The organism is Variovorax sp. LjRoot84, from assembly GCF_964254305.1.
In the GTDB taxonomy this organism is placed as follows: domain Bacteria; phylum Pseudomonadota; class Gammaproteobacteria; order Burkholderiales; family Burkholderiaceae_C; genus Variovorax.
In genome coordinates this window covers 1,751,613-1,769,787 of record NZ_CAXUTE020000001.1, presented here as the reverse complement: position 1 = coordinate 1,769,787, position 18,175 = coordinate 1,751,613, and the positions used below count along the sequence as shown (strand labels likewise).

Here is an 18,175-nt window from a genome sequence, read left to right as displayed (position 1 = left end):
GCATGTCAAACATTGGGTTTCTCGCATGCCATCAACAAGTCTGGCGCTGTATATCTTTCTCATTTGGTCTGGCGTTCGCGCCGTGCTGCTTGCGGCTTCGCTGCTAGGAGGCAAACCCCTGCCCGCCCTACTCTTGGCCGTGGAGAAGGTCGAGCCATCGGTGCAAGGGGAAGAGAAGAGCGAAATGGCAAAGGGGTTCCTGTGGATCAGCGTGGTTTGGTTCGTTGCCGTCACAGCCGTCGCGGCATTTGCCTACAACTCAGCCTCAAGCGGCAGCACGTGGGGCCTGGCCATCTTCATTGCCATAGGAGGTTGGTCGCTCTATGAAGCCGCATCGAGTCCCATTGTTCTCGGTCGCATGTACCCAGGCTCCATCGGATGGAAGGACTGGCTGGCCGCCGTCATGGGGTCGGCGATCTGGGTCCTTCTCTTCGTCGTACTGGTCGCTCGGCGGTTTGGCCCTTTGGTGTCATGACACAGCGGTCGATTGAGATCGGGGGTGAAGAAGGCGACGTACCGCGCTCGCTTGGCGAGGTGCTGGACCGCACACTTGCCTTGGGTGCTGCCGTAGCCGCGAGCTTTGGAGCACCGGCAGCCGAGCTTGTTGCATGGTTGCACGAGTCGAATCTCGAAACGGCGCTCACGCCGGAAGAGCGTTCCTTTCTTGGAATGGATGCCCGCAACGCCAAGCAAGTTGCCAACATGTCGTGGCAAAGCGAGCGGCTCCTCGTTCTCCTGTGGGCTCTCTGCAAGATTGAGGAGATACCGTCTCCTGCGGAGCAGTGCCGCCTCGGAACGCTGGAGGAACTGCTGCCGCCGTACGGAGATCAGTCGCTTGCCGTGTTTCGCGAATCCGCTCGCCTTCGATCGGAGGACGAACTGTTCGACACAGCGGTCGACCTTCAAACGCTCCACGCACGCGCAAGGCAGAGGACGAAAGAGCCAAGCCACCGTGCAGGTGAGCCGGCGGTGGACATCGAGGTCGTACAGGAACGTCACCACGCGATCAATTGGCTCGTCGGGTACGAAGCTCAGTCCTGGAATGAGATCACAACTGACACCTGACAGACCTCTCCCTTGGAACGCAACGCATGCAAGCCACCATCGCCACACGCAAGCCGGTCGACGAACTCACGGCCTCGGACCTCGATGCGTTCCCCGTGTGGGAGTTCGCCATGGACGAAGAGGAAGTCGAAGAACAGGACGAAACCTGGGTGAGGCCCGTGCCAACCTCCGAAGTGCCGGCCGACGGCTTCTCACTCAGTGTGGCCGCTGTCCTCAAGCTGGCCAACGGGCGTGTCTATCCTGGCGTGATGTTCTGCGACACACATGCCGGCCTCGACATAGCGGCGGTTGCGCTTCTGACCACGGGAGGTCGCGTCCTGTTTTCGAAGAATGATTCGCCATCCGAAATCCGGCGCAGCCTGAAGCGGCTTGGACTCGGCCGTCAGCATGTCTTCCCGCTGGACTTTTGCACTCGTGTGCCCTTGGCGCGCACAGGCATCCTGGAGCGCGGCACCTTCAACTCGTCGCATGCATAGTGCCAAGATTCCAAAAACAAAAATGGGTCACAGCGATGAAGCTGCAACCCATTGATCTCTTTGAGGAATCTGGCGGAGTGGACGGGACTCGAACCCGCGACCCCCGGCGTGACAGGCCGGTATTCTAACCAACTGAACTACCACTCCTGGTAGACAACGTTCGCTCCATATGGAGCCAAGTGCTGCGACTTGTGCCCGCTTCACCGAGCGGTGAAAACTGGCGACCCTACGGGGATTCGAACCCCGGTAGCCACCGTGAAAGGGTGGTGTCCTAGGCCTCTAGACGATAGGGTCAAAACCTTCGGAACCGCGCTGCGATCAGCGCTTGTTTTCTCGACGCCCTGATGGTGGAGGTAAGCGGGATCGAACCGCTGACCTCTTGCATGCCATGCAAGCGCTCTCCCAGCTGAGCTATACCCCCTTGGGTGTCGAGCCTCAAATTATAGCCTGAAAAATCAGGCTGCTTTCAATCTCGTGATGACTGTTTCACGAGAAAAGAGCGAGAGCACCGCGTCGAGCGACGGCGTCTGTGGCGTTCCCATCACGAGCACGCGTACCGGCATCGCGAGCGCGGGCATCTTGAGGCCATGCGCGGCCAGCACTTCCTTGATGGCGGCTGCGATCGCGGCCTTGTCCCACGCGACGCTTGCGAGCTTGTCGGCCAGCGTGGCGATCGCGGGGCGCACGGCCTCGGTCACATGCTGCGCGCGATCGGTTTCGCTCGGCGCGACGTCGGCGTAGAAGGCCGCGGCCCAGTTCGCGAGCGCGACCGTGGTGTCGCAGCGGTCCTTGAAGAGACCGCAGATCGCAGGTAGCCGATCGTCGGCAGCGATGCCGCGCTTCTGCAGTTGCGACGCGACCAGCGGCGCCAGCGCATCGTCGGCCATCGCCTTCAGATGCTGCGCATTGACCCAACGCAGCTTGGCCTCGTCGAACTGCGCCGCGCTGCGGCCCAGGTGGTCGAGGTTGAACCACTCGATGAACTGCGCGCGCGTGAAGATCTCGTCGTCGCCATGGCTCCAGCCGAGGCGCGCGAGGTAGTTGACCATCGCATCGGGCAGGAAGCCTTCGTCGCGGAACTGCGTGACGGGCTTGGCGCCGTTGCGCTTGCTCATCTTCTCGCCCTGCTCGTTGAGCACGGTCGGCAGGTGGGCATAGACCGGCGGCTCCTTGCCGAGCGCACGGAAGATGTTGATCTGGCGCGGCGTGTTGTTGACGTGGTCGTCGCCGCGGATCACGTGCGTGATGGCCATGTCGATGTCGTCGACCACCACGCAGAAGTTGTAGGTGGGCGTTCCGTCGGGGCGCGCGATCACGAGGTCGTCGAGCTCGTCGTTGCCGATCTCGATGCGGCCCTTGACCTTGTCGTCCCAGGCCACCACGCCGCCCTGCGGATTGCGAAAGCGCAGCACCGGCTGCACGCCTTCGGGCACCGGGGGCAGCGTCTTGCCGGGCTCGGGGCGCCAGGTGCCGTCGTAGCGCGGCTTCTGCTTGGCCACCATCTGCTTCTCGCGCAGCGCGTCGAGCTCGGCCACGCTCATGTAGCAGGGATAGAGCTGGCCCGCGGCCTGCAGCTCGGCCAGCACCGCCTTGTAGCGGTCCATGCGCTGCATCTGGTAGTAGGGGCCCTCGTCATGATCGAGGCCCAGCCATTGCATGCCTTCGAGGATCACGTCGACGGCCGCCTGCGACGAACGCTCGACGTCGGTGTCCTCGATGCGCAGGACGAAGTCGCCGCCCGTGGAGCGCGCGAAGGCCCATGGGTAGAGGGCGGAGCGGATGTTGCCGAGGTGGATGAAACCGGTCGGCGAGGGAGCGAAGCGGGTGCGGGTCTTTTGCGTCATGCGAGGGTGCTCAAGCCGCGCAGCAGGTCGGCCTTGATGTCGTCGATATGGTCCAGCCCGACCGCCACGCGGACCAGGCCCTGGCCGATGCCGGCCGCCTGGCGCTGCGCCTCGGTGAGGCGGCCGTGCGAGGTGGTGGCCGGATGGGTGATGGTGGTCTTGGTGTCGCCCAGGTTGGCGGTGATGCTCAGCACGCGCGTGCTGTCGATCACGTGAAAAGCGTTGGCGCGCGCCGCTGCGGGATCGCCGCCCTGCACGTCGAAGGACACCACCGCCCCGCCCTGCCCCGACTGCTGGCGCATCGCGAGCTCGTGCTGCGGATGCGAGGCCAAGCCCGGGTAGTAGACGCGCGTGATCCCCGGCTGCGTTTCGAGCCATTGCGCGAGCGCGAGCGCAGCGGCGCAATGCGCCTGCATGCGGATGCCCAGCGTTTCGAGCCCCTTGAGCACGATCCAGGCGTTGAAGGGCGACAGCGCCATGCCCGCGGTGCGCACCACCGGGCCGAATACGTCGTTGACGAGCTTCGCGGGGCCGCAGATGGCGCCGGCCAGCACGCGGCCCTGCCCTTCGAGGTACTTGGTGCCCGAATGGATCACGAGGTCGGCCCCGAGCTCGGTCGGCCGCTGCAGCGCCGGCGAGCAGAAGCAGTTGTCGACCGCGAGCAGCGCACCTGCATCGTGCGCGAGATCGGCCAGCGCGCGGATGTCGCACACGTCGGTCAGCGGGTTGGTCGGCGTCTCGGCGAAGAGCAGCTTGGTGCTCGGCCGCATGGCCGCCCTCCATTCGGCGACATCGGTCTGCGAGACGAAGGTGGTCTCGACGCCGAACTTGCCGAACTCGCGCCCGATCAGGTTGAGCGTGGAGCCGAACACCGAGCGCGAGCACACCACGTGGTCGCCGGCCTTGAGCAGCCCCATGCACATCATGAGGATCGCAGCCATGCCGCTGGACGCGCCGATCGCGGCTTCGGTGCCTTCGAGCGCGGCCAGGCGCTGCTCGAAACTCGCCACCGTCGGGTTCGAGGTGCGCGTATAGGTGAAGCCCTCCTCGGTGCCGGCGAAGCGGCGCGCCGAGGTCTCGGCATCGGGCTGCACGAAGCTGCTCGTGAGGAAGAGCGCCTCCGAGTTCTCGCCGTACTGGCTTCGTTCCAGCGCCGTGCGCACCGCGAGCGTGTCGCGGTGCAGGCCGGGGGGCAGGGATCGATCGGTCACGTCGTGGTTCTTCTTCTATTCGCTCAGATTGGGCAGCGCGAGGCGCGAGGAGTCTTCCTCGGTTTCCTCGATGCGGGGACGGTTGCCGTTCATGCGCGTGATGGCCTCGGTGTCGATGTCGCCGGTCACGTAGACGCCATCGAAGCACGAGGCATCGAAGCCGTCGAGCTTCAGCGTCCCCGCCGTGCCCGGCATGGCCTTCAGGATGGCGCGCTTCATGCCTTCAACGTCCTGGTAGATCAGCGCGTCGCAGCCGATCAGCTCGCGGATCTCTTCGATGGTGCGGTCGTGCGCAACCAGCTCGTCCTTGGTCGGCATGTCGATGCCGTAGACGTTGGGGTAGCGCACCGGCGGCGCCGCGCTGGCGAGATAGACCTTGCGTGCGCCGGCCTCGCGCGCCATCTGCACGATCTCGCGGCTGGTGGTGCCGCGCACGATCGAGTCGTCGACCAGGAGCACGTTGCGGCCCTTGAACTCGCTCGCGATCACGTTGAGCTTCTGGCGCACCGACTTCTTGCGCACGCCCTGCCCCGGCATGATGAAGGTACGGCCCACGTAGCGGTTCTTCACGAAGCCTTCGCGGTACGGAACGCCCAGCAGGTGCGCCAGCTGCGTCGCGCTCGGGCGGCTCGATTCGGGGATCGGGATGATCACGTCGATCTCGTTCGGCGGAACCGTCGAGACCACGCGCTTGGCCAGCGTTTCGCCCAGGTTCAGCCGCGCCTGGTAGACCGAGATGCCATCGAGCACCGAGTCGGGCCGCGCCAGGTAGACGAACTCGAAAATGCACGGGTTCAGAGTCGGCGCCTCGGCGCACTGCTCGGCGTGCACCTGGCCCTGCAGGTCGACGAACACGGCCTCGCCCGGCGCGATGTTGCGTTCGAACACATGGCCCGAGCCTTCGAGCGCCACCGACTCGCTGGCCACCATCACGGTGCCGTCGGCGTTGCGGCCCATCGCCAGCGGCCGGATGCCGTAAGGGTCGCGGAACGCGAGCAGGCCGTGGCCTGAAATCAGCGCCACCACGGCATAGGAGCCGCGCAGCCGCCGGTGCACGTTGCGCACGGCGGCGAACAGCGTCTCGGAAGTGAGCATGCCGTCGCGCGTCGCGCGGTCGAGCTCGTGCGCCAGCACGTTGAGCAGCACTTCGGAATCGCTCTCGGTATTGGTGTGGCGATGGTCGGTCGAGAACAGCTCTGCGCGCAGCGCATGCGCATTGGTGAGGTTGCCGTTGTGCACCAGCACGATGCCGAAGGGGGCGTTCACGTAGAAGGGCTGCGCCTCTTCCTCGCTGTAGGCATTGCCGGCAGTCGGATAGCGCACCTGCCCCAGCCCGACGCTGCCCGGCAGCGCCCGCATGTTGCGCGTGCGGAACACGTCGCGCACCATGCCCTTGGCCTTGTGCATGAAGAACTTGCGTTCCAGCAGGGTGACGATGCCGGCCGCGTCCTGGCCGCGGTGCTGCAGCAGCAACAGCGCGTCATAGAGCAGCTGGTTGACGGGTGCGTTGCTGACAACGCCGACGATTCCACACATGAAGCGATCCTCTCAGGGCAGGTAGCTTGCCAACTTTTCAGGCAGCGCGGGTTTCAGGCCCTGCAATGCCGCATCGAGAACAATGGCGCTGCGCGATTCGTGCCACCAGACACTGTCGCCCAACGCCAGCAAATGAACCACGACTGCCATGGCCAGCAGGGCGACCGCCCCGCGCGCCACGCCGAAGGCCGCGCCCAGCACGCGATCCACCGGCCGCAGCCCCACGGCCGCGATGAGCTTGCGCGTGATCGCTGCGACCAGCCCCACGCCGAAAGCCACCGCCACGAACACCAGCACGAATCCGGCCGCATAGCGCCAGGTGGCCGCCGGGTCGCCGAAGGGCAGCCAAGCCCCCGCATCGTCCGCCAGCCACTGCGCGCAGAAGAAGGCCGCCACCCAGCCCGCCAGCGAAATCACCTCGAACACCAGGCCGCGCACCAGGCCGAACAGCATCGACACCACCAGCAACACGATGGCGATCCAGTCGAAGAGCGCCACGCCAGTTCTACAAGCTGAGGACGGAGGCCGACAAAGACAAGCCCTTGACGCGGCTCGCCGCCTTGTCCGCCTCGGCGCGCGTACCGAAGGGGCCGACGCGCACACGCGTGCGCTGCTCGCCGTCGGCCGTCTTCGCGACGTTGGTGTAAGTCTTGAGCCCGGCCCTTTCCAGCTTCTGCCGCACCTCGCGCGCCTTGTCGGCATCGGCGAAGGCGCCGACCTGGACGACGAAGCGGCCGCTTTCGTCGGCTGCGACGGCGGGCTTGGCTGCTGCTGCGGCGGCGGCTTTGCCTTCGAGCAAGGCACGGGCGCGATTGCCGTCGTCGGCCGGCTTGGCGGGCGGCTTGTCGGGCTTGGCCTCGGCCTTCGCTTCGGGTTTGGCCTCCGGCTTCGGCCTGGGCTCCGGCTTGGGTTCCGGTTTCGCTTCGGCAACCGGTGCGGCCGGCTTGGTGTCGGCGGGCGGTGCCGCGGGTGCCGGCCTGGACGGCGGGATCTCGGCGCCGTCCGCCGATTCGGTGATCATGCCGCCGCCGGAGGGCGCGGCGGCCACGACAGCGCCGGTGTTCGCGCCGGTGGTGGGCGCGGTGGTCGATGTGGGCGCGGGCGTCGAAGGCAGGGCGAGCGGCTTGGTCTTGCTGCGATCCGGAATCTCGATCGGGATGTCGACCGACACGGGGCGAGGCTGGGTGTCGAACAACAAGGGGAAGCCGATCACGCCGACCAGCACCAGCACCGCGGCGCCCAGAAGCCGGTGCCGCGCGCGGCGGCGCATCGCCTCGATACTTTCCGCCGGCGCCGCTGCGACGCTGGCGTTTCGCCCTTCGTTGGCCTGCGGACCGCGGCTGCGGAACTTGAAGAACGCCATGAAATTCGTTTCCCTGATGGAGTGCAGCGTGAGTTGGAAAAGGCGCCGGAGATCAGGCCAATCAGGAGCCCGGCGACAAGTGCCTGGCCCCGAGACGAGGTGTTCCGTGCTCGAGCACACCACCCACTGTGAAGAACGATCCGAAGACGACGATTCTATCAGCGGGGCCCGCGCGATCGATGGCCGCCTGCAGGGCCTCCATCGGTGCGGCGTGCACGCTGGCGGAGGCATCGGCGCGCGTGTTCTGCGCCTGCCACCGGGCCAGCAGATCGGCCGCCTTGGCCGCGCGCGCGGTGGGCAGATCGGTGAAGTACCAGCGGTCGATCAAGGGCCCGATGCGGGCGAACATGGGCGCCAGGTCCTTGTCCGCCATCACGCCGAACACGCCATGGGTGGTCGGATAGAAGCCCATCGCGTCGAGGTTCTCCGTCAGCGCCGCGACCGCGTGCGGGTTGTGCGCCACGTCGAGCACCAGCGCCGGCTCGCCCGGAACGATCTGGAAGCGCCCCGGCAGCTCGACCATCGCGAGGCCGGTGCGCACGGCCTGTGCGGTGACAGGCAGCCGCTGCCGCAGCGATTCCAGCGCGGCCAGCACGCCGGCCGCGTTGACCAGCTGGTTGGCGCCGCGCAGCGCCGGATAGGCCAGCCCGCTGTAGCGCCGGCCGCGCCCGCTCCAGCCCCACTGCTGCTTGTCGCCCGAGACGTTGAAGTCGCGGCCCACGCGCCAGAGGTCGGCGCCGATGGCTTCTGCATGATCGATCACGCTTTGCGGCGGCATCGGGTCGCTGACGATCGCGGGGCGGCCGGCGCGCATGATGCCGGCCTTCTCGAAGCCGATGCTTTCGCGATCCGGCCCGAGAAAATCCATGTGGTCCAGGTCGATGCTGGTGATCACGGCGCAGTCGGCGTCGACGATGTTGACCGCATCCAGCCGGCCGCCGAGGCCGACTTCGAGGATCGCGACGTCGGGCTTGCTCGCCGCCGTGCACAGCAGGATGGCCAGCGTCGTGAATTCGAAGTAGGTCAGCGCGACTTCGCCGCGGGCCTTTTCGACCGCCTCGAAATGCGCCGACAGCGCGTTGCCGTCGACCGCCTCGCCCGAGAGCCGCAGCCGCTCCTCGAAACGCACCAGGTGCGGCGAAGTGAACACCGCCGTGCGGTAGCCCGCATGGGTGAGGATCGACTCCAGCATCGCGCAGGTCGAGCCCTTGCCGTTGGTGCCGGCCACGGTGATCACCGGGCAGTCGAATGCGAGGCCGAGCTTCAGGGCGACCGCGCGCACGCGGTCGAGCCCGAGCTCGATGTTCTTGGGATGCAGGCGCTCGGCGTGCGCGAGCCAGTCGGCAAGGCTTTTCATGGAGCCCGGAATTGTCGCCGACCCGCCGCGCGGGCATCATCGCGGGATGACAACGCTCTATGGCATCACGAACTGCGACACCGTCAAACGCGCCCGCGCCTGGCTCGACGAGCACGGCGTGGCCTACCGATTCCACGATTTCAAGAAAGAAGGCGTGCCCGAGGACGAGCTCGACCAGTGGTTGCGCGCGCCCGGCTGGGAGGCCCTGGTCAACCGCCGCGGTACCACCTGGCGGCGGCTCGACGACGAAACGCGCGCGTCGGTGGTCGATACCGCCTCGGCGCGTGCGGCGCTGCTCGCCAACCCCAGCCTGATCAAGCGCCCGGTGGTCAACTGGGGCCCGCAACACGGCGTTAGCACAGGGTTCGACGCCGCCCAATGGAAGAAAGACCACGCCGTGTAAACGGTTGAACCCTGGCCAGCGGCTTGCGTCCAACCGGCTTCAGCGGGGCCTGCGCCCCAACCCTCAGGAGTTCCGACATGCGCACGCAAAAAACCATTCGCAACCTCACGGCCCTTTCGCTCCTGGCAGCGCTGGCCGGCACCGCCAGCCTGGCCCAGGCGGAGCAGGTCTGGGCCCGCGTGATCTCGGCCACGCCCTCGCACGAGGCGACCGGCACCACCCGCTACAACGTCACCTACGAGTACGGCGGCCGGCACTACACCACGGTCACCGACACCCGCCCCGGCGCCAGCATCCCGATCGAGGTCGGCGGCTACGGCGTCGCCACCACCTCGCCCGTGGCGCCTCAGCCGCAGCTGGCGCCGAGCCCCGTCGACAGCGGCCAGCCCGACTGGAACAACGTGGTGCCTGAGCCGGGCGTGGTGGTCTCGGGCGGCGGCGCTCCGGCGCCGGTCTACAGCCAGCCGGTTCCGGTCTACGCGCAGCCGGCGCCCGTCTACTACGCCCCGGCCCCGGTGTATGTGGCGCCCGCCTACTATCCGCAGCCCTACATCTATCCGCCGGTGGGCATTTCGCTCAACCTCGGCTACTCGCGCGGATGGGGCGGCGGCTATCGCGGCGGCTACCACGGCCGCTGGCGCTGAGCCCCGGGCCGGAGGGCCTGCCGGCACAGCCTAAAATCACGGGCTTTCCACCGGCGCCAGGCCTTCCTTCCCATGACGACAACCGAATCCCTTCACAGCGCCGCGGTAGCGACCAAGGCGAACGTGTATTTCGACGGCAAGTGCGTGAGCCATAGCCTCACGCTCGCCGACGGCAGCAAGAAATCGGTGGGCGTGATCCTTCCGTCCACCCTCACCTTCAACACCGGCGCGCCCGAAGTCATGGAAGGCACCGGCGGCCGCTGCGAATACCTGCTCTCCGGCAGCAGCGAATGGGCAAGCTCAGGCCCGGGCGAAAAATTCAGCGTGCCGGGCAACTCGAGCTTCCAGATCCGCGTGAGCGGCGAGCCCTACAGCTACATCTGCCATTTCGGCTGAACCGGGATTCCTGCATGTCGACCATTCTTCAGAACGTTCCCGCCGGCCAGAAGGTCGGCATTGCCTTTTCCGGCGGCCTCGACACCAGCGCGGCCCTGCACTGGATGCGCAACAAGGGCGCCATTCCCTACGCCTACACCGCCAACCTGGGCCAGCCCGACGAGCCCGACTACGACGAGATTCCGCGCAAGGCCATGCTCTACGGCGCCGAGAAGGCGCGGCTGGTCGACTGCCGCACGCAGCTCGCCGCCGAAGGCCTTGCCGCGCTGCAGGCCGGCGCCTTCCACGTGACCACCGCCGGCGTCACCTACTTCAACACCACGCCGCTGGGCCGCGCCGTCACCGGCACCATGCTGGTGTCGGCCATGAAGGAAGACGACGTCCACATCTGGGGCGACGGCAGCACCTACAAGGGCAACGACATCGAGCGCTTCTACCGCTACGGCCTGCTCACCAACCCGGCGCTGAAGATCTACAAGCCCTGGCTGGACCAGGTCTTCATCGACGAGCTGGGCGGCCGCGCCGAGATGTCCGAATTCATGCAGAAGGCCGGCTTCGCCTACAAGATGTCGGCCGAGAAGGCCTACTCGACCGACTCCAACATGCTCGGCGCCACGCACGAGGCGAAAGACCTGGAACACCTGAACAGCGGCATGAAGATCGTGCAGCCGATCATGGGCGTGGCCTTCTGGAAGGACGAGGTCGAAGTCAAGCGCGAGGAGGTCACGGTGCGCTTCGCCGAAGGCCGCCCGGTGGCGATCAACGGCGTCGAATACCCGAGCCTGGTCGAGCTGCTGCTGGAAGCCAACCGCGTCGGCGGCCGCCATGGTCTGGGCATGAGCGACCAGATCGAGAACCGCATCATCGAGGCCAAGAGCCGCGGCATCTACGAGGCTCCGGGCCTGGCGCTGCTGTTCATCGCCTACGAGCGCCTGGTCACCGGCATCCACAACGAAGACACGATCGAGCAGTACCGCGACCACGGCCGCCGCCTGGGCCGCCTGCTCTACCAGGGCCGCTGGTTCGACCCGCAAGCCATCATGCTGCGCGAGACGGCACAGCGCTGGGTGGCGCGCGCGGTCACGGGCGAAGTCACGGTCGAGCTGCGCCGCGGCAACGACTACTCGATCCTCAATACCGAGTCGCCCAACCTCACCTACAAGCCCGAGCGGCTGACGATGGAAAAAGGCGAATCGAGCTTCTCGCCGGCCGACCGCATCGGCCAGCTCACGATGCGCAACCTCGACATCGTCGACACGCGCGACAAGCTGGCGATCTATACGCAGGCCGGGCTGCTGTCTTCGGGCCAGGGCGCTTCGCTGCCCCAGCTGAAGAACGACGAACGCGAGTGAGCCTGAGCGGGGGCCGCGGTCAGTCGCCGCCTCCGCCGCAACCGCCGCCGCAGCCCGAACCGGAGTCGCCGCTGCCGCCATCCCCGCCGCTCGACGATTCGCTGCCGCCGAAGCCGCCCGCATCGCCGGAGCCGCCACCCGAATCGCTGAAGCTGGTGCCGCAATGGGCGTCGGAGCCCGCCTGCTGGTCTATCACCTTGCAGTCCGGCACATACTGGAATCCGCCTTCCACGCCGAACTTGGCATCGAGCGCGAAGAGCAGCGGCAGCCGCGTCGGCGTGCGTGGGTCGATGCTTTCCTCCTTGCAGGCCCAGAACCAGGTGCGGCGCAGGCCGTCGTTGCGGCGCGCATCCCGGCCCAGCACCTCGGCCGGCGTGTGATGCAGCAGCCCGCCGAAGGCGGCGGCGCACCAGCGCTGGTAGCCCTGGGTGTGCAGGATGAACTCGTGCCAGGCGGCATCGACCACCTTGGACGGCATCGCCACGAACTTGCGGTCGCTGCGCAGGTGGGCCATGAAGAACTGGCGCAAACCGCGCAGCACCAGGTCGGTGTCGCGCTCCTGCAGCTGCGGGTAGGCGGCACGCAGCTTGGCGCCGAGAAAGCGCGGAAACGTCGCCTCGCGCACGAACTGGCGTCGCGCGCTCATTTCCCAGGCCTTGAGCGCACCGCCGAGCACCAGCCCGACCATGACGGAGGCGATCAGCGATGCGCCCGTGCGCCAATACACCACGACCACGATGCCCACCAGCCACAAGAGCCGGCGCCCCCACAGCAACGCCTGGATGCGGCGCCGGAAGTTGAGCTGCAGCAGCTCCGTCACACGACCACCGGCTCCGGCTCCAGCCGGATGCCGAAGCGCTCGTAGACGCTGGTCTGGATCGCCTTGGCCAGCGTCATGACCTCGCCGCCGGTCACCGGGTGCGCCGCTCCACCGCGGTTGACCAGCACCAGCGCCTGCTTCTCGTAGACGCCGGCATTGCCGACCGACTTGCCCTTCCAGCCGCAGGCGTCGATCAGCCAGCCGGCCGCCAGCTTGATGCTGCCGTCGGCCATCGGGTAGTGCACGATCTTCGGGTCGCGCGCGATGATGTCGGCGCACTGTTCGGGCGTGACGGTCGGGTTCTTGAAGAAGCTGCCGGCATTGCCGAGCACGCGCCAGTCGGGCAGCTTGACCGTGCGGATGGCGCAGACCCAGTCGAAGATCTCGGTCGCGCTGGGCGTGAAGTTGCCGGTTTCGGCCATCTTGCGCTCCAGATCGAGGTAGCCGAGCACCGGCTTCCATGGCTTGGGCAGCCGAAAGCGCACGCGCGTGATCAGCGCCCGCCCGGCCAGGCCGAAATCGTTCTCGCCGCTGGCCGTGTGCTTGAACACCGAGTCGCGGTAGCCGAAGGCGCATTGCGCGGCGTCGAGGGTGAAGCTTCGGCCGGTTTCCAGGTCGATGGCATCGAGCGAATCGAAGCGGTCCTGCAGCTCGACGCCGTAGGCGCCGATGTTCTGCACCGGCGCGCCGCCCACCGTGCCGGGGATCAGCGCCAGGTTTTCGAGGCCGGGATGGCCCTGCTCCAGCGTCCAGCGCACGACCTCATGCCAGGTCTCGCCGGCGCCGGCCTCCACGATCCAGGCGCGCGGCGTCTCTTCCACGAGCCGGCGGCCCTTGATCTCGACCTTGAGCACCAGCGGCTTGACGTCGCCGGTCAGCACGATGTTGCTGCCGCCGCCGAGCACGAACTTGGGCGCGCCGCGCCACTCTGCATCCGCCAGGACCGCCGCCACGTCGGCCTCGCCCGCGACGCGCACCAGGTGCTGGGCGCGCGCGACGATGCCGAAGCTGTTGTGCTGCTGCAGCGGTACGTTGTGCTCCACGATCATGGGAGAATTGTCGCATTCACACAGCGCGAGTCCGAGGAGAGTCCATGCCGTCTTTCGATACCGTCTGCGAGCCCAACCTGCCCGAGGTCAAGAATGCCGTCGAGAACACGGCCAAGGAAATCGCCACGCGTTTCGACTTCAAGGGCACCGCGGCCGCTGTCGAGCTCAAGGACAAGGAAATCACCCTGATCGGCGATGCCGAGTTCCAGCTGGTCCAGGTCGAGGACATCCTGCGCAGCAAGCTCACCAAACGCAGTGTCGACGTGCGCTTCCTCGACAAGGGCGACGTGCAGAAGATCGGCGGCGACAAGGTCAAGCAGGTGATCAAGGTCAAGAACGGAATCGAAAGCGAAACCGCCAAGAAGATCCAGCGCCTCATCAAGGACAGCAAGCTCAAGGTGCAGGCCGCGATCCAGGGCGACGCGGTGCGCGTCACCGGCGCCAAGCGCGATGACCTGCAGGCCGCGATGGCGCTGATCAAGAAGGACGTGCCGGACATGCCGCTGTCCTTCAACAATTTCCGCGACTGAGCCGCCCATGAAGCCCATCCTTCCGGTGCTGCTGCTGGCCGCGGCATGCACCTTCGCGCACGCCCAGTCGGTGATGCTCACCGGCACCATCGGCAGCCGCGCCATCCTGATCGTGGACGGCGGCGCGCCGAAGACGGTGGCCGTGGGCGAGACCTTCCAGGGCGTCAAGCTGCTCTCGCTGGCGGGCGAGCAGGCCACCGTCGAGGCCGGCGGCAAGCGCGTGGCGCTGCGCATGGATACGCCGGTCAGCATCGGCGGCGCCGGTCCTGGCGGTGGCGGCGGCAACCGCATCGTGCTGCCGGTATCGAGCGGCGGGCACTTCATGACGCAGGGCGCCATCAACGGCCGTTCGGTCAACTTCATGCTCGACACCGGCGCCACCAGCATCGCCATGTCGGCCGCCGACGCGCAGCGCATCGGGCTCGATTTCAGCAAGGGGCAGCCGATCCGCATGGGCACGGCCAATGGCATTGCGCTGGGCTATCGCGTGCGCCTCAACTCCGTGCGGGTCGGCGACGTCGAGGTCTACGACGTCGAGGCGGTGGTCTCGCAGCAGCCGATGCCTTATGTGCTGCTGGGCAACAGCTTCATCAGCCGCTTCTCGATGCGGCGCGACGCCGACCAGATGGTTCTCGAAAAACGCTACTAAGAAGCACTACTCGCACCCCATGCTTCATGCGCCGGGGTCGGGCCTGCCCGATGAACAACTACTAAGAAGCACCAACCCGCGCCCCCCTGCTTCATGCCCCGGGGTCGGGCTTGCCCTATGAACAACTACTGAGCCGCTGCGGTCACGACAATCTCGATCTTGTAGGCCGCCTTGGCCATCGTCGCCTGCACTGTCGCGCGCGGCGGCGTGTGGCCGGCGGGGATCCATGCGTCCCACACCTCGTTCATCGCCGTGATGTCGGTGATGTCGGCCAGAAAGATCTGCGTCATCAGGATGCGCGACTTGTCGCCGCCGGCCTCGGCCAGCAGGCGGTCGACCATCGCGAGCACCTGCGAGGTCTGGCCGCGGATGTCCTGCGTGGTGTCGTCGGGCACCTGGCCCGCGAGGTAGATGGTGCCGTTGTGGACCGCCGTCTCGCTGAGGCGCGGGCCGACGTGAAAGCGCTGAATGGTGCCCATGGCCGTTTACTCCTGTGTCTTTGGTTTCGATCCGAGCCGGGACTCGGTGCCGGCCACGAGCCGGCGGATGTTTTCGCGATGCCGCCAGATCAGGAGCAGGCTGATCGCCACCAGCGCCAGCAGCACCGTGGGATGCAACGGCCAGGCGATGCCGCCGCCAATCAGGTAGTAGGCCGGCGCGAAGAAGGCCGCCACCAGCGAAGCCAGCGACGAATAGCGAAAGAAGACGGCGATGATCAGCCAGGTGGTGCCGGTCGCCAGCCCCAGCAGCCATTCGATGCCGACCAGCGCACCGGCCGCCGTCGCGACGCCCTTCCCGCCTTTGAAACCGAAGAACACCGGGTAGAGATGCCCCAGAAAGGCTGCCAGCCCGGCCAGCGCCGCCGTGCCCGGCCCCATGCCGAAATCGGCGCCGAGTCGATGGACCAGGAACACCGGCACCCAGCCCTTGAGCGCATCGAGCAGCAGCGTCGCGAGCGCGGCGCCCTTGTTGCCCGAGCGCAGCACGTTGGTGGCGCCCGGGTTCTTGCTGCCGTAGCTGCGGGGGTCGGCCATGCCGAGCGACTTGCTGACGATCACCGCGAAGGACAGCGATCCGAGCAGGTAGGACAGAACGATCGCGATGAGCGAGGGAAGATAAGAACTCACGGTGTCTCCAGGCGGCCGGCTATTCTGCCAGCGCGCACTGCACCGGTTTTGCGCCGAGCAGCCGGACGCAAACCTGCGGGTCGATGCCAACCAGGTAGCCCCGCCGCCCGCCGTTGATCGCGATCTTGGGCAAATCGAGGATCGTCGCCTCCAAGGGTGTTTCGCTGACGTGGGTCTTCTTGCTCATTCGGCCGCCGCCGGGCCGCCCCAAGGCGGCCGAGCCTCCCCCTCGGGGGTGGAGTTACACGCGCGGAGCGCGTGAAAAGCCGGGGGCTGACATCAGATCGCGGGGTCCCGCATTTCCCAGCGCAGCTTGTCGACTTCGCCCACCACCTCCGGCGTCAGCGTCGTGCCCCAGGCATCGATGTCCTCGTCCAGCTGCGCCACCGAAGTCACGCCGATGATGGTGCTCGCCACCAGCCACTTGGTGTAGCAGAAGGCCAGCGCAAACTGCGTCGGCGTCATGTCGAGCTCGCGCGCCAGCGCGTTATAGCGGCGCGCCGCGTTCAGCGACTCGGGCCGGCCCCAGCGCTGCTTGCGCACTGATTCGTAGCGCGCGATGCGCGCCTCCTGGGGCGCATCAGGGCCGACGATGCCGCTCTTGTCGTACTTGCCGGTCAGGAGCCCGAAGGCGAGCGGCGAATACGCCAGGAAAGCAACGCCGAGCCGGTGCACGGTCTCGTCCAGCCCGTTCTCTGCCGCGCGGCTCACCAGGTTGTAGACGTTCTGCACCGAGGCCACGCGCGGCAACCCGTGTTCCTCGGCCAGCCGCACGAACTCGTGCACGCCATAGGGCGTTTCGTTCGAAAGGCCGATGGTGCGCACCTTGCCGGCCTTCACCAGCCCCGCCAGCGCATCGAGCTGTTCGCGGATGGAGGTTTGCGAGCTCTCCTTGGCCGGGTCGTAGTAGATGTTGCCGAAGGCCGGCACATGCCGCTCGGGCCAGTGGATCTGGTAGAGGTCGATCACGTCGGTCTGCAGGCGCCGGAGGCTGCCCTCGCAGGAGGCGACGATGTCGGCCGCCGTCATGCCGCCACCCTCGCGCACCCAGGGCATGCCGCGCGAGGGGCCGGCGACCTTGGTGGCGAGCACGGTTTTGGCGCGCGTGCCGGGATTCTTCGCAAACCAGTTGCCGATGATGGTTTCGGTCGCGCCGTAGGTTTCCTTGCGGGCCGGCACCGCGTACATCTCGGCGGTGTCGATGAAGTCGACGCCGCGTTCGAGCGAGCGGTGGAGGATGGCGTGGGCGGTGGGCTCGTCCACCTGTTCGCCGAAAGTCATGGTGCCGAGGCAGATCGGCGTGACGCGGAGGTCGCTCTGACCGAGTTGGATTTTTTGCATGCGCGAAATGCTACAGCGGGTGCGTGTCCTGCGCTGGACTGCGCGGCTTGCGTTGCCTCCCTATCATCGACCGGATGTACCAAGCCCTCCGCCCCTTCGTCAGCGAATTCATCCGCGTCCGCAACCTCCGCTACCACGTGCGCGTCTGGGGCCAGCCTTCAACCGAGCGCCCGCCGCTGGTCCTGCTCCACGGCTGGATGGACGTGGCCGCCTCCTGGCAGTTCGTGGTCGATGCGCTGGCCGAGGAACGCCACGTGATCGCACCCGACTGGCGCGGCTTCGGCCTCACCGAAGGCGGCGGGGTCGACAACTACTGGATGCCCGACTACCTGGCCGACCTGGACTGGTTGCTCGACCACTACGCGGGCGACGCGCCGGTCGACCTCGTCGGCCACAGCATGGGCGGCAACATCGCCATGCAGTACGGCAGCGTTCGGCCGCAGCGGGTGCGCCGCCTGGTCAACCTCGAGGGCTTCGGCATGCCGCTGCTGCAGCCGGACGAAGCGCCCCAGCGCTACGGCAAGTGGATCGACGAACTCAAGCGCCTACACCGCGGCGAGATGGCCCTGGCCGGCTATCCGGCGCCGGAGGGCGTCGCACGGCGCCTCATGAAGACCAACCCGCGCCTCACGCAGGACAAGGCCGACTGGCTGGCCGGCCAATGGTCCGCCGCCCGGCACCTGCCCGAGGGCGGCGAGCGCTGGGAGATCCTCGGCGACCCGGCGCACAAGATCATCAACGCCAACATCTTCCGCGTCGACGAGGCGCTGGCGCTCTATGCCGGCATCGCCGCGCCGGTGCTGGCGGTGGTGGCCTCCGACGACAGCCTCGGCAAGTGGTGGAAGGGCCGCTACACCCTGGCCGACTTCCAGGAACGGCTGAAATCCGTGCCCGACGTGCGCCTGGCCCGCGTCGAGGATGCCGGCCACATGCTGCACCACGACCGGCCCGCGCGGGTGGCCGCGTTGATCGAAGACTTCCTGGCCTGAAACCGGGGCTTGACGGGCATGAG

Annotated in this window: 21 protein-coding genes, 3 tRNA genes and 1 pseudogene; 10 read left to right on the top strand and 15 right to left on the bottom strand. The window is 67.1% G+C overall.

The annotated features are described in order from the left end of the window. Positions 1-25: 25 nt before the first annotated feature. From ACSQ9I_RS09015 to ACSQ9I_RS09005, 3 genes are read left to right on the top strand one after another with little or no spacing between them, the layout of a single operon-like run. Positions 26-475 (top strand): hypothetical protein, encoded by a 450-nt coding sequence (locus ACSQ9I_RS09015; RefSeq protein ID WP_436312906.1) that lies wholly within the window; start codon positions 26-28, stop codon positions 473-475. After that, the gene (locus ACSQ9I_RS09010; RefSeq protein ID WP_436312905.1) at positions 472-1,065 is read left to right on the top strand and encodes a DUF4272 domain-containing protein; all 594 of its coding nucleotides are present in this window, start codon (positions 472-474) and stop codon (positions 1,063-1,065) included. The genes ACSQ9I_RS09015 and ACSQ9I_RS09010 overlap by 4 nt, the downstream gene beginning before the upstream one ends. Before the next feature lie 26 nt (positions 1,066-1,091). Continuing rightward, the gene (locus tag ACSQ9I_RS09005; RefSeq protein ID WP_436312904.1) at positions 1,092-1,541 is read left to right on the top strand and encodes a hypothetical protein; all 450 of its coding nucleotides are present in this window, start codon (positions 1,092-1,094) and stop codon (positions 1,539-1,541) included. A 70-nt stretch (positions 1,542-1,611) separates the two neighbouring features. Here ACSQ9I_RS09005 and ACSQ9I_RS09000 read toward each other — a convergent pair. From ACSQ9I_RS09000 to folC, 9 genes are all read right to left on the bottom strand, one after another. After that, positions 1,612-1,688 (bottom strand) — tRNA-Asp (locus tag ACSQ9I_RS09000). A gap of 71 nt (positions 1,689-1,759) precedes the next feature. Beyond that, positions 1,760-1,835: transfer RNA gene (locus ACSQ9I_RS08995), tRNA-Glu, on the bottom strand. A gap of 51 nt (positions 1,836-1,886) precedes the next feature. Beyond that, positions 1,887-1,962, bottom strand: a tRNA-Ala gene (locus tag ACSQ9I_RS08990). 34 nt (positions 1,963-1,996) lie between these two features. Next, on the bottom strand, positions 1,997-3,385 hold the full coding sequence (gene gltX / locus ACSQ9I_RS08985) for a glutamate--tRNA ligase (RefSeq protein WP_436312903.1): 1,389 nt from the start codon (positions 3,383-3,385) through the stop codon (positions 1,997-1,999). After that, positions 3,382-4,596 carry an O-succinylhomoserine sulfhydrylase gene (locus ACSQ9I_RS08980; RefSeq protein WP_436312902.1) on the bottom strand — a complete coding sequence of 405 codons (1,215 nt, stop codon included), beginning with the start codon at positions 4,594-4,596 and terminating at the stop codon, positions 3,382-3,384. Before ACSQ9I_RS08980 ends, gltX begins: the two co-directional genes overlap by 4 nt. Before the next feature lie 15 nt (positions 4,597-4,611). Beyond that, positions 4,612-6,132 carry an amidophosphoribosyltransferase gene (gene purF / locus ACSQ9I_RS08975; RefSeq protein ID WP_093102112.1) on the bottom strand — a complete coding sequence of 507 codons (1,521 nt, stop codon included), beginning with the start codon at positions 6,130-6,132 and terminating at the stop codon, positions 4,612-4,614. A 12-nt stretch (positions 6,133-6,144) separates the two neighbouring features. After that, on the bottom strand, positions 6,145-6,630 hold the full coding sequence (locus tag ACSQ9I_RS08970; RefSeq protein ID WP_093102111.1) for a CvpA family protein: 486 nt from the start codon (positions 6,628-6,630) through the stop codon (positions 6,145-6,147). A gap of 7 nt (positions 6,631-6,637) precedes the next feature. Continuing rightward, positions 6,638-7,495, bottom strand: a complete 858-nt coding sequence (locus ACSQ9I_RS08965; protein WP_436312901.1) for an SPOR domain-containing protein — start codon at positions 7,493-7,495, stop codon at positions 6,638-6,640. A 61-nt stretch (positions 7,496-7,556) separates the two neighbouring features. Further along, positions 7,557-8,852 (bottom strand): bifunctional tetrahydrofolate synthase/dihydrofolate synthase, encoded by a 1,296-nt coding sequence (gene folC, locus ACSQ9I_RS08960; protein WP_436312900.1) that lies wholly within the window; start codon positions 8,850-8,852, stop codon positions 7,557-7,559. 46 nt (positions 8,853-8,898) lie between these two features. On the opposite strand from folC, the gene ACSQ9I_RS08955 reads away from it, so the two are divergent. The 4 genes from ACSQ9I_RS08955 (at position 8,899) to argG (ending at position 11,647) form a co-directional block, all read left to right on the top strand. Continuing rightward, a complete protein-coding gene (locus tag ACSQ9I_RS08955) occupies positions 8,899-9,255 on the top strand; it encodes an ArsC family reductase (RefSeq protein ID WP_436312899.1) in 357 nt (118 codons plus the stop codon). A 77-nt stretch (positions 9,256-9,332) separates the two neighbouring features. Then, positions 9,333-9,899 (top strand): hypothetical protein, encoded by a 567-nt coding sequence (locus ACSQ9I_RS08950; RefSeq protein WP_436312898.1) that lies wholly within the window; start codon positions 9,333-9,335, stop codon positions 9,897-9,899. 72 nt (positions 9,900-9,971) lie between these two features. Further along, entirely contained in the window at positions 9,972-10,295 is a 324-nt protein-coding gene (locus ACSQ9I_RS08945; protein ID WP_436290760.1) for a pyrimidine/purine nucleoside phosphorylase, read from the top strand. Between the two features lie 14 nt (positions 10,296-10,309). Continuing rightward, positions 10,310-11,647, top strand: coding sequence for an argininosuccinate synthase (gene argG, locus ACSQ9I_RS08940; protein WP_436312897.1), 1,338 nt, complete (start codon positions 10,310-10,312; stop codon positions 11,645-11,647). A 19-nt stretch (positions 11,648-11,666) separates the two neighbouring features. Here argG and ACSQ9I_RS08935 read toward each other — a convergent pair whose 3' ends face one another. Beyond that, complete coding sequence (locus ACSQ9I_RS08935) at positions 11,667-12,467, bottom strand: glycine-rich domain-containing protein (RefSeq protein WP_436312896.1); 801 nt, start codon at positions 12,465-12,467, stop codon at positions 11,667-11,669. Further along, positions 12,464-13,516, bottom strand: coding sequence for a UDP-N-acetylmuramate dehydrogenase (gene murB / locus ACSQ9I_RS08930; protein ID WP_436303360.1), 1,053 nt, complete (start codon positions 13,514-13,516; stop codon positions 12,464-12,466). Before murB ends, ACSQ9I_RS08935 begins: the two co-directional genes overlap by 4 nt. A gap of 44 nt (positions 13,517-13,560) precedes the next feature. On the opposite strand from murB, the gene ACSQ9I_RS08925 reads away from it, so the two are divergent. Together ACSQ9I_RS08925 and ACSQ9I_RS08920 are read left to right on the top strand one after the other, a co-directional pair. Continuing rightward, positions 13,561-14,046 carry a YajQ family cyclic di-GMP-binding protein gene (locus ACSQ9I_RS08925; protein ID WP_126838876.1) on the top strand — a complete coding sequence of 162 codons (486 nt, stop codon included), beginning with the start codon at positions 13,561-13,563 and terminating at the stop codon, positions 14,044-14,046. A 7-nt stretch (positions 14,047-14,053) separates the two neighbouring features. Continuing rightward, the gene (locus ACSQ9I_RS08920) at positions 14,054-14,695 is read left to right on the top strand and encodes a retropepsin-like aspartic protease family protein (RefSeq protein ID WP_436312895.1); all 642 of its coding nucleotides are present in this window, start codon (positions 14,054-14,056) and stop codon (positions 14,693-14,695) included. Between the two features lie 125 nt (positions 14,696-14,820). Here ACSQ9I_RS08920 and ACSQ9I_RS08915 read toward each other — a convergent pair whose 3' ends face one another. From ACSQ9I_RS08915 to ACSQ9I_RS08900, 4 genes and pseudogenes are all read right to left on the bottom strand, one after another. Next, the gene (locus ACSQ9I_RS08915) at positions 14,821-15,174 is read right to left on the bottom strand and encodes a RidA family protein (RefSeq protein ID WP_436290764.1); all 354 of its coding nucleotides are present in this window, start codon (positions 15,172-15,174) and stop codon (positions 14,821-14,823) included. Between the two features lie 6 nt (positions 15,175-15,180). After that, positions 15,181-15,822 carry a glycerol-3-phosphate 1-O-acyltransferase PlsY gene (plsY, locus tag ACSQ9I_RS08910; RefSeq protein WP_436312894.1) on the bottom strand — a complete coding sequence of 214 codons (642 nt, stop codon included), beginning with the start codon at positions 15,820-15,822 and terminating at the stop codon, positions 15,181-15,183. A gap of 19 nt (positions 15,823-15,841) precedes the next feature. Then, a pseudogene (locus tag ACSQ9I_RS08905) lies at positions 15,842-15,976 on the bottom strand (Cys-tRNA(Pro) deacylase); the annotation flags it as partial. Positions 15,977-16,101: 125 nt separating this feature from the next. Continuing rightward, the gene (locus ACSQ9I_RS08900) at positions 16,102-17,163 is read right to left on the bottom strand and encodes an aldo/keto reductase (protein WP_436312893.1); all 1,062 of its coding nucleotides are present in this window, start codon (positions 17,161-17,163) and stop codon (positions 16,102-16,104) included. A 74-nt stretch (positions 17,164-17,237) separates the two neighbouring features. On the opposite strand from ACSQ9I_RS08900, the gene ACSQ9I_RS08895 reads away from it, so the two are divergent. After that, entirely contained in the window at positions 17,238-18,152 is a 915-nt protein-coding gene (locus ACSQ9I_RS08895) for an alpha/beta fold hydrolase (protein WP_436312892.1), read from the top strand. Positions 18,153-18,175: the final 23 nt, after the last annotated feature.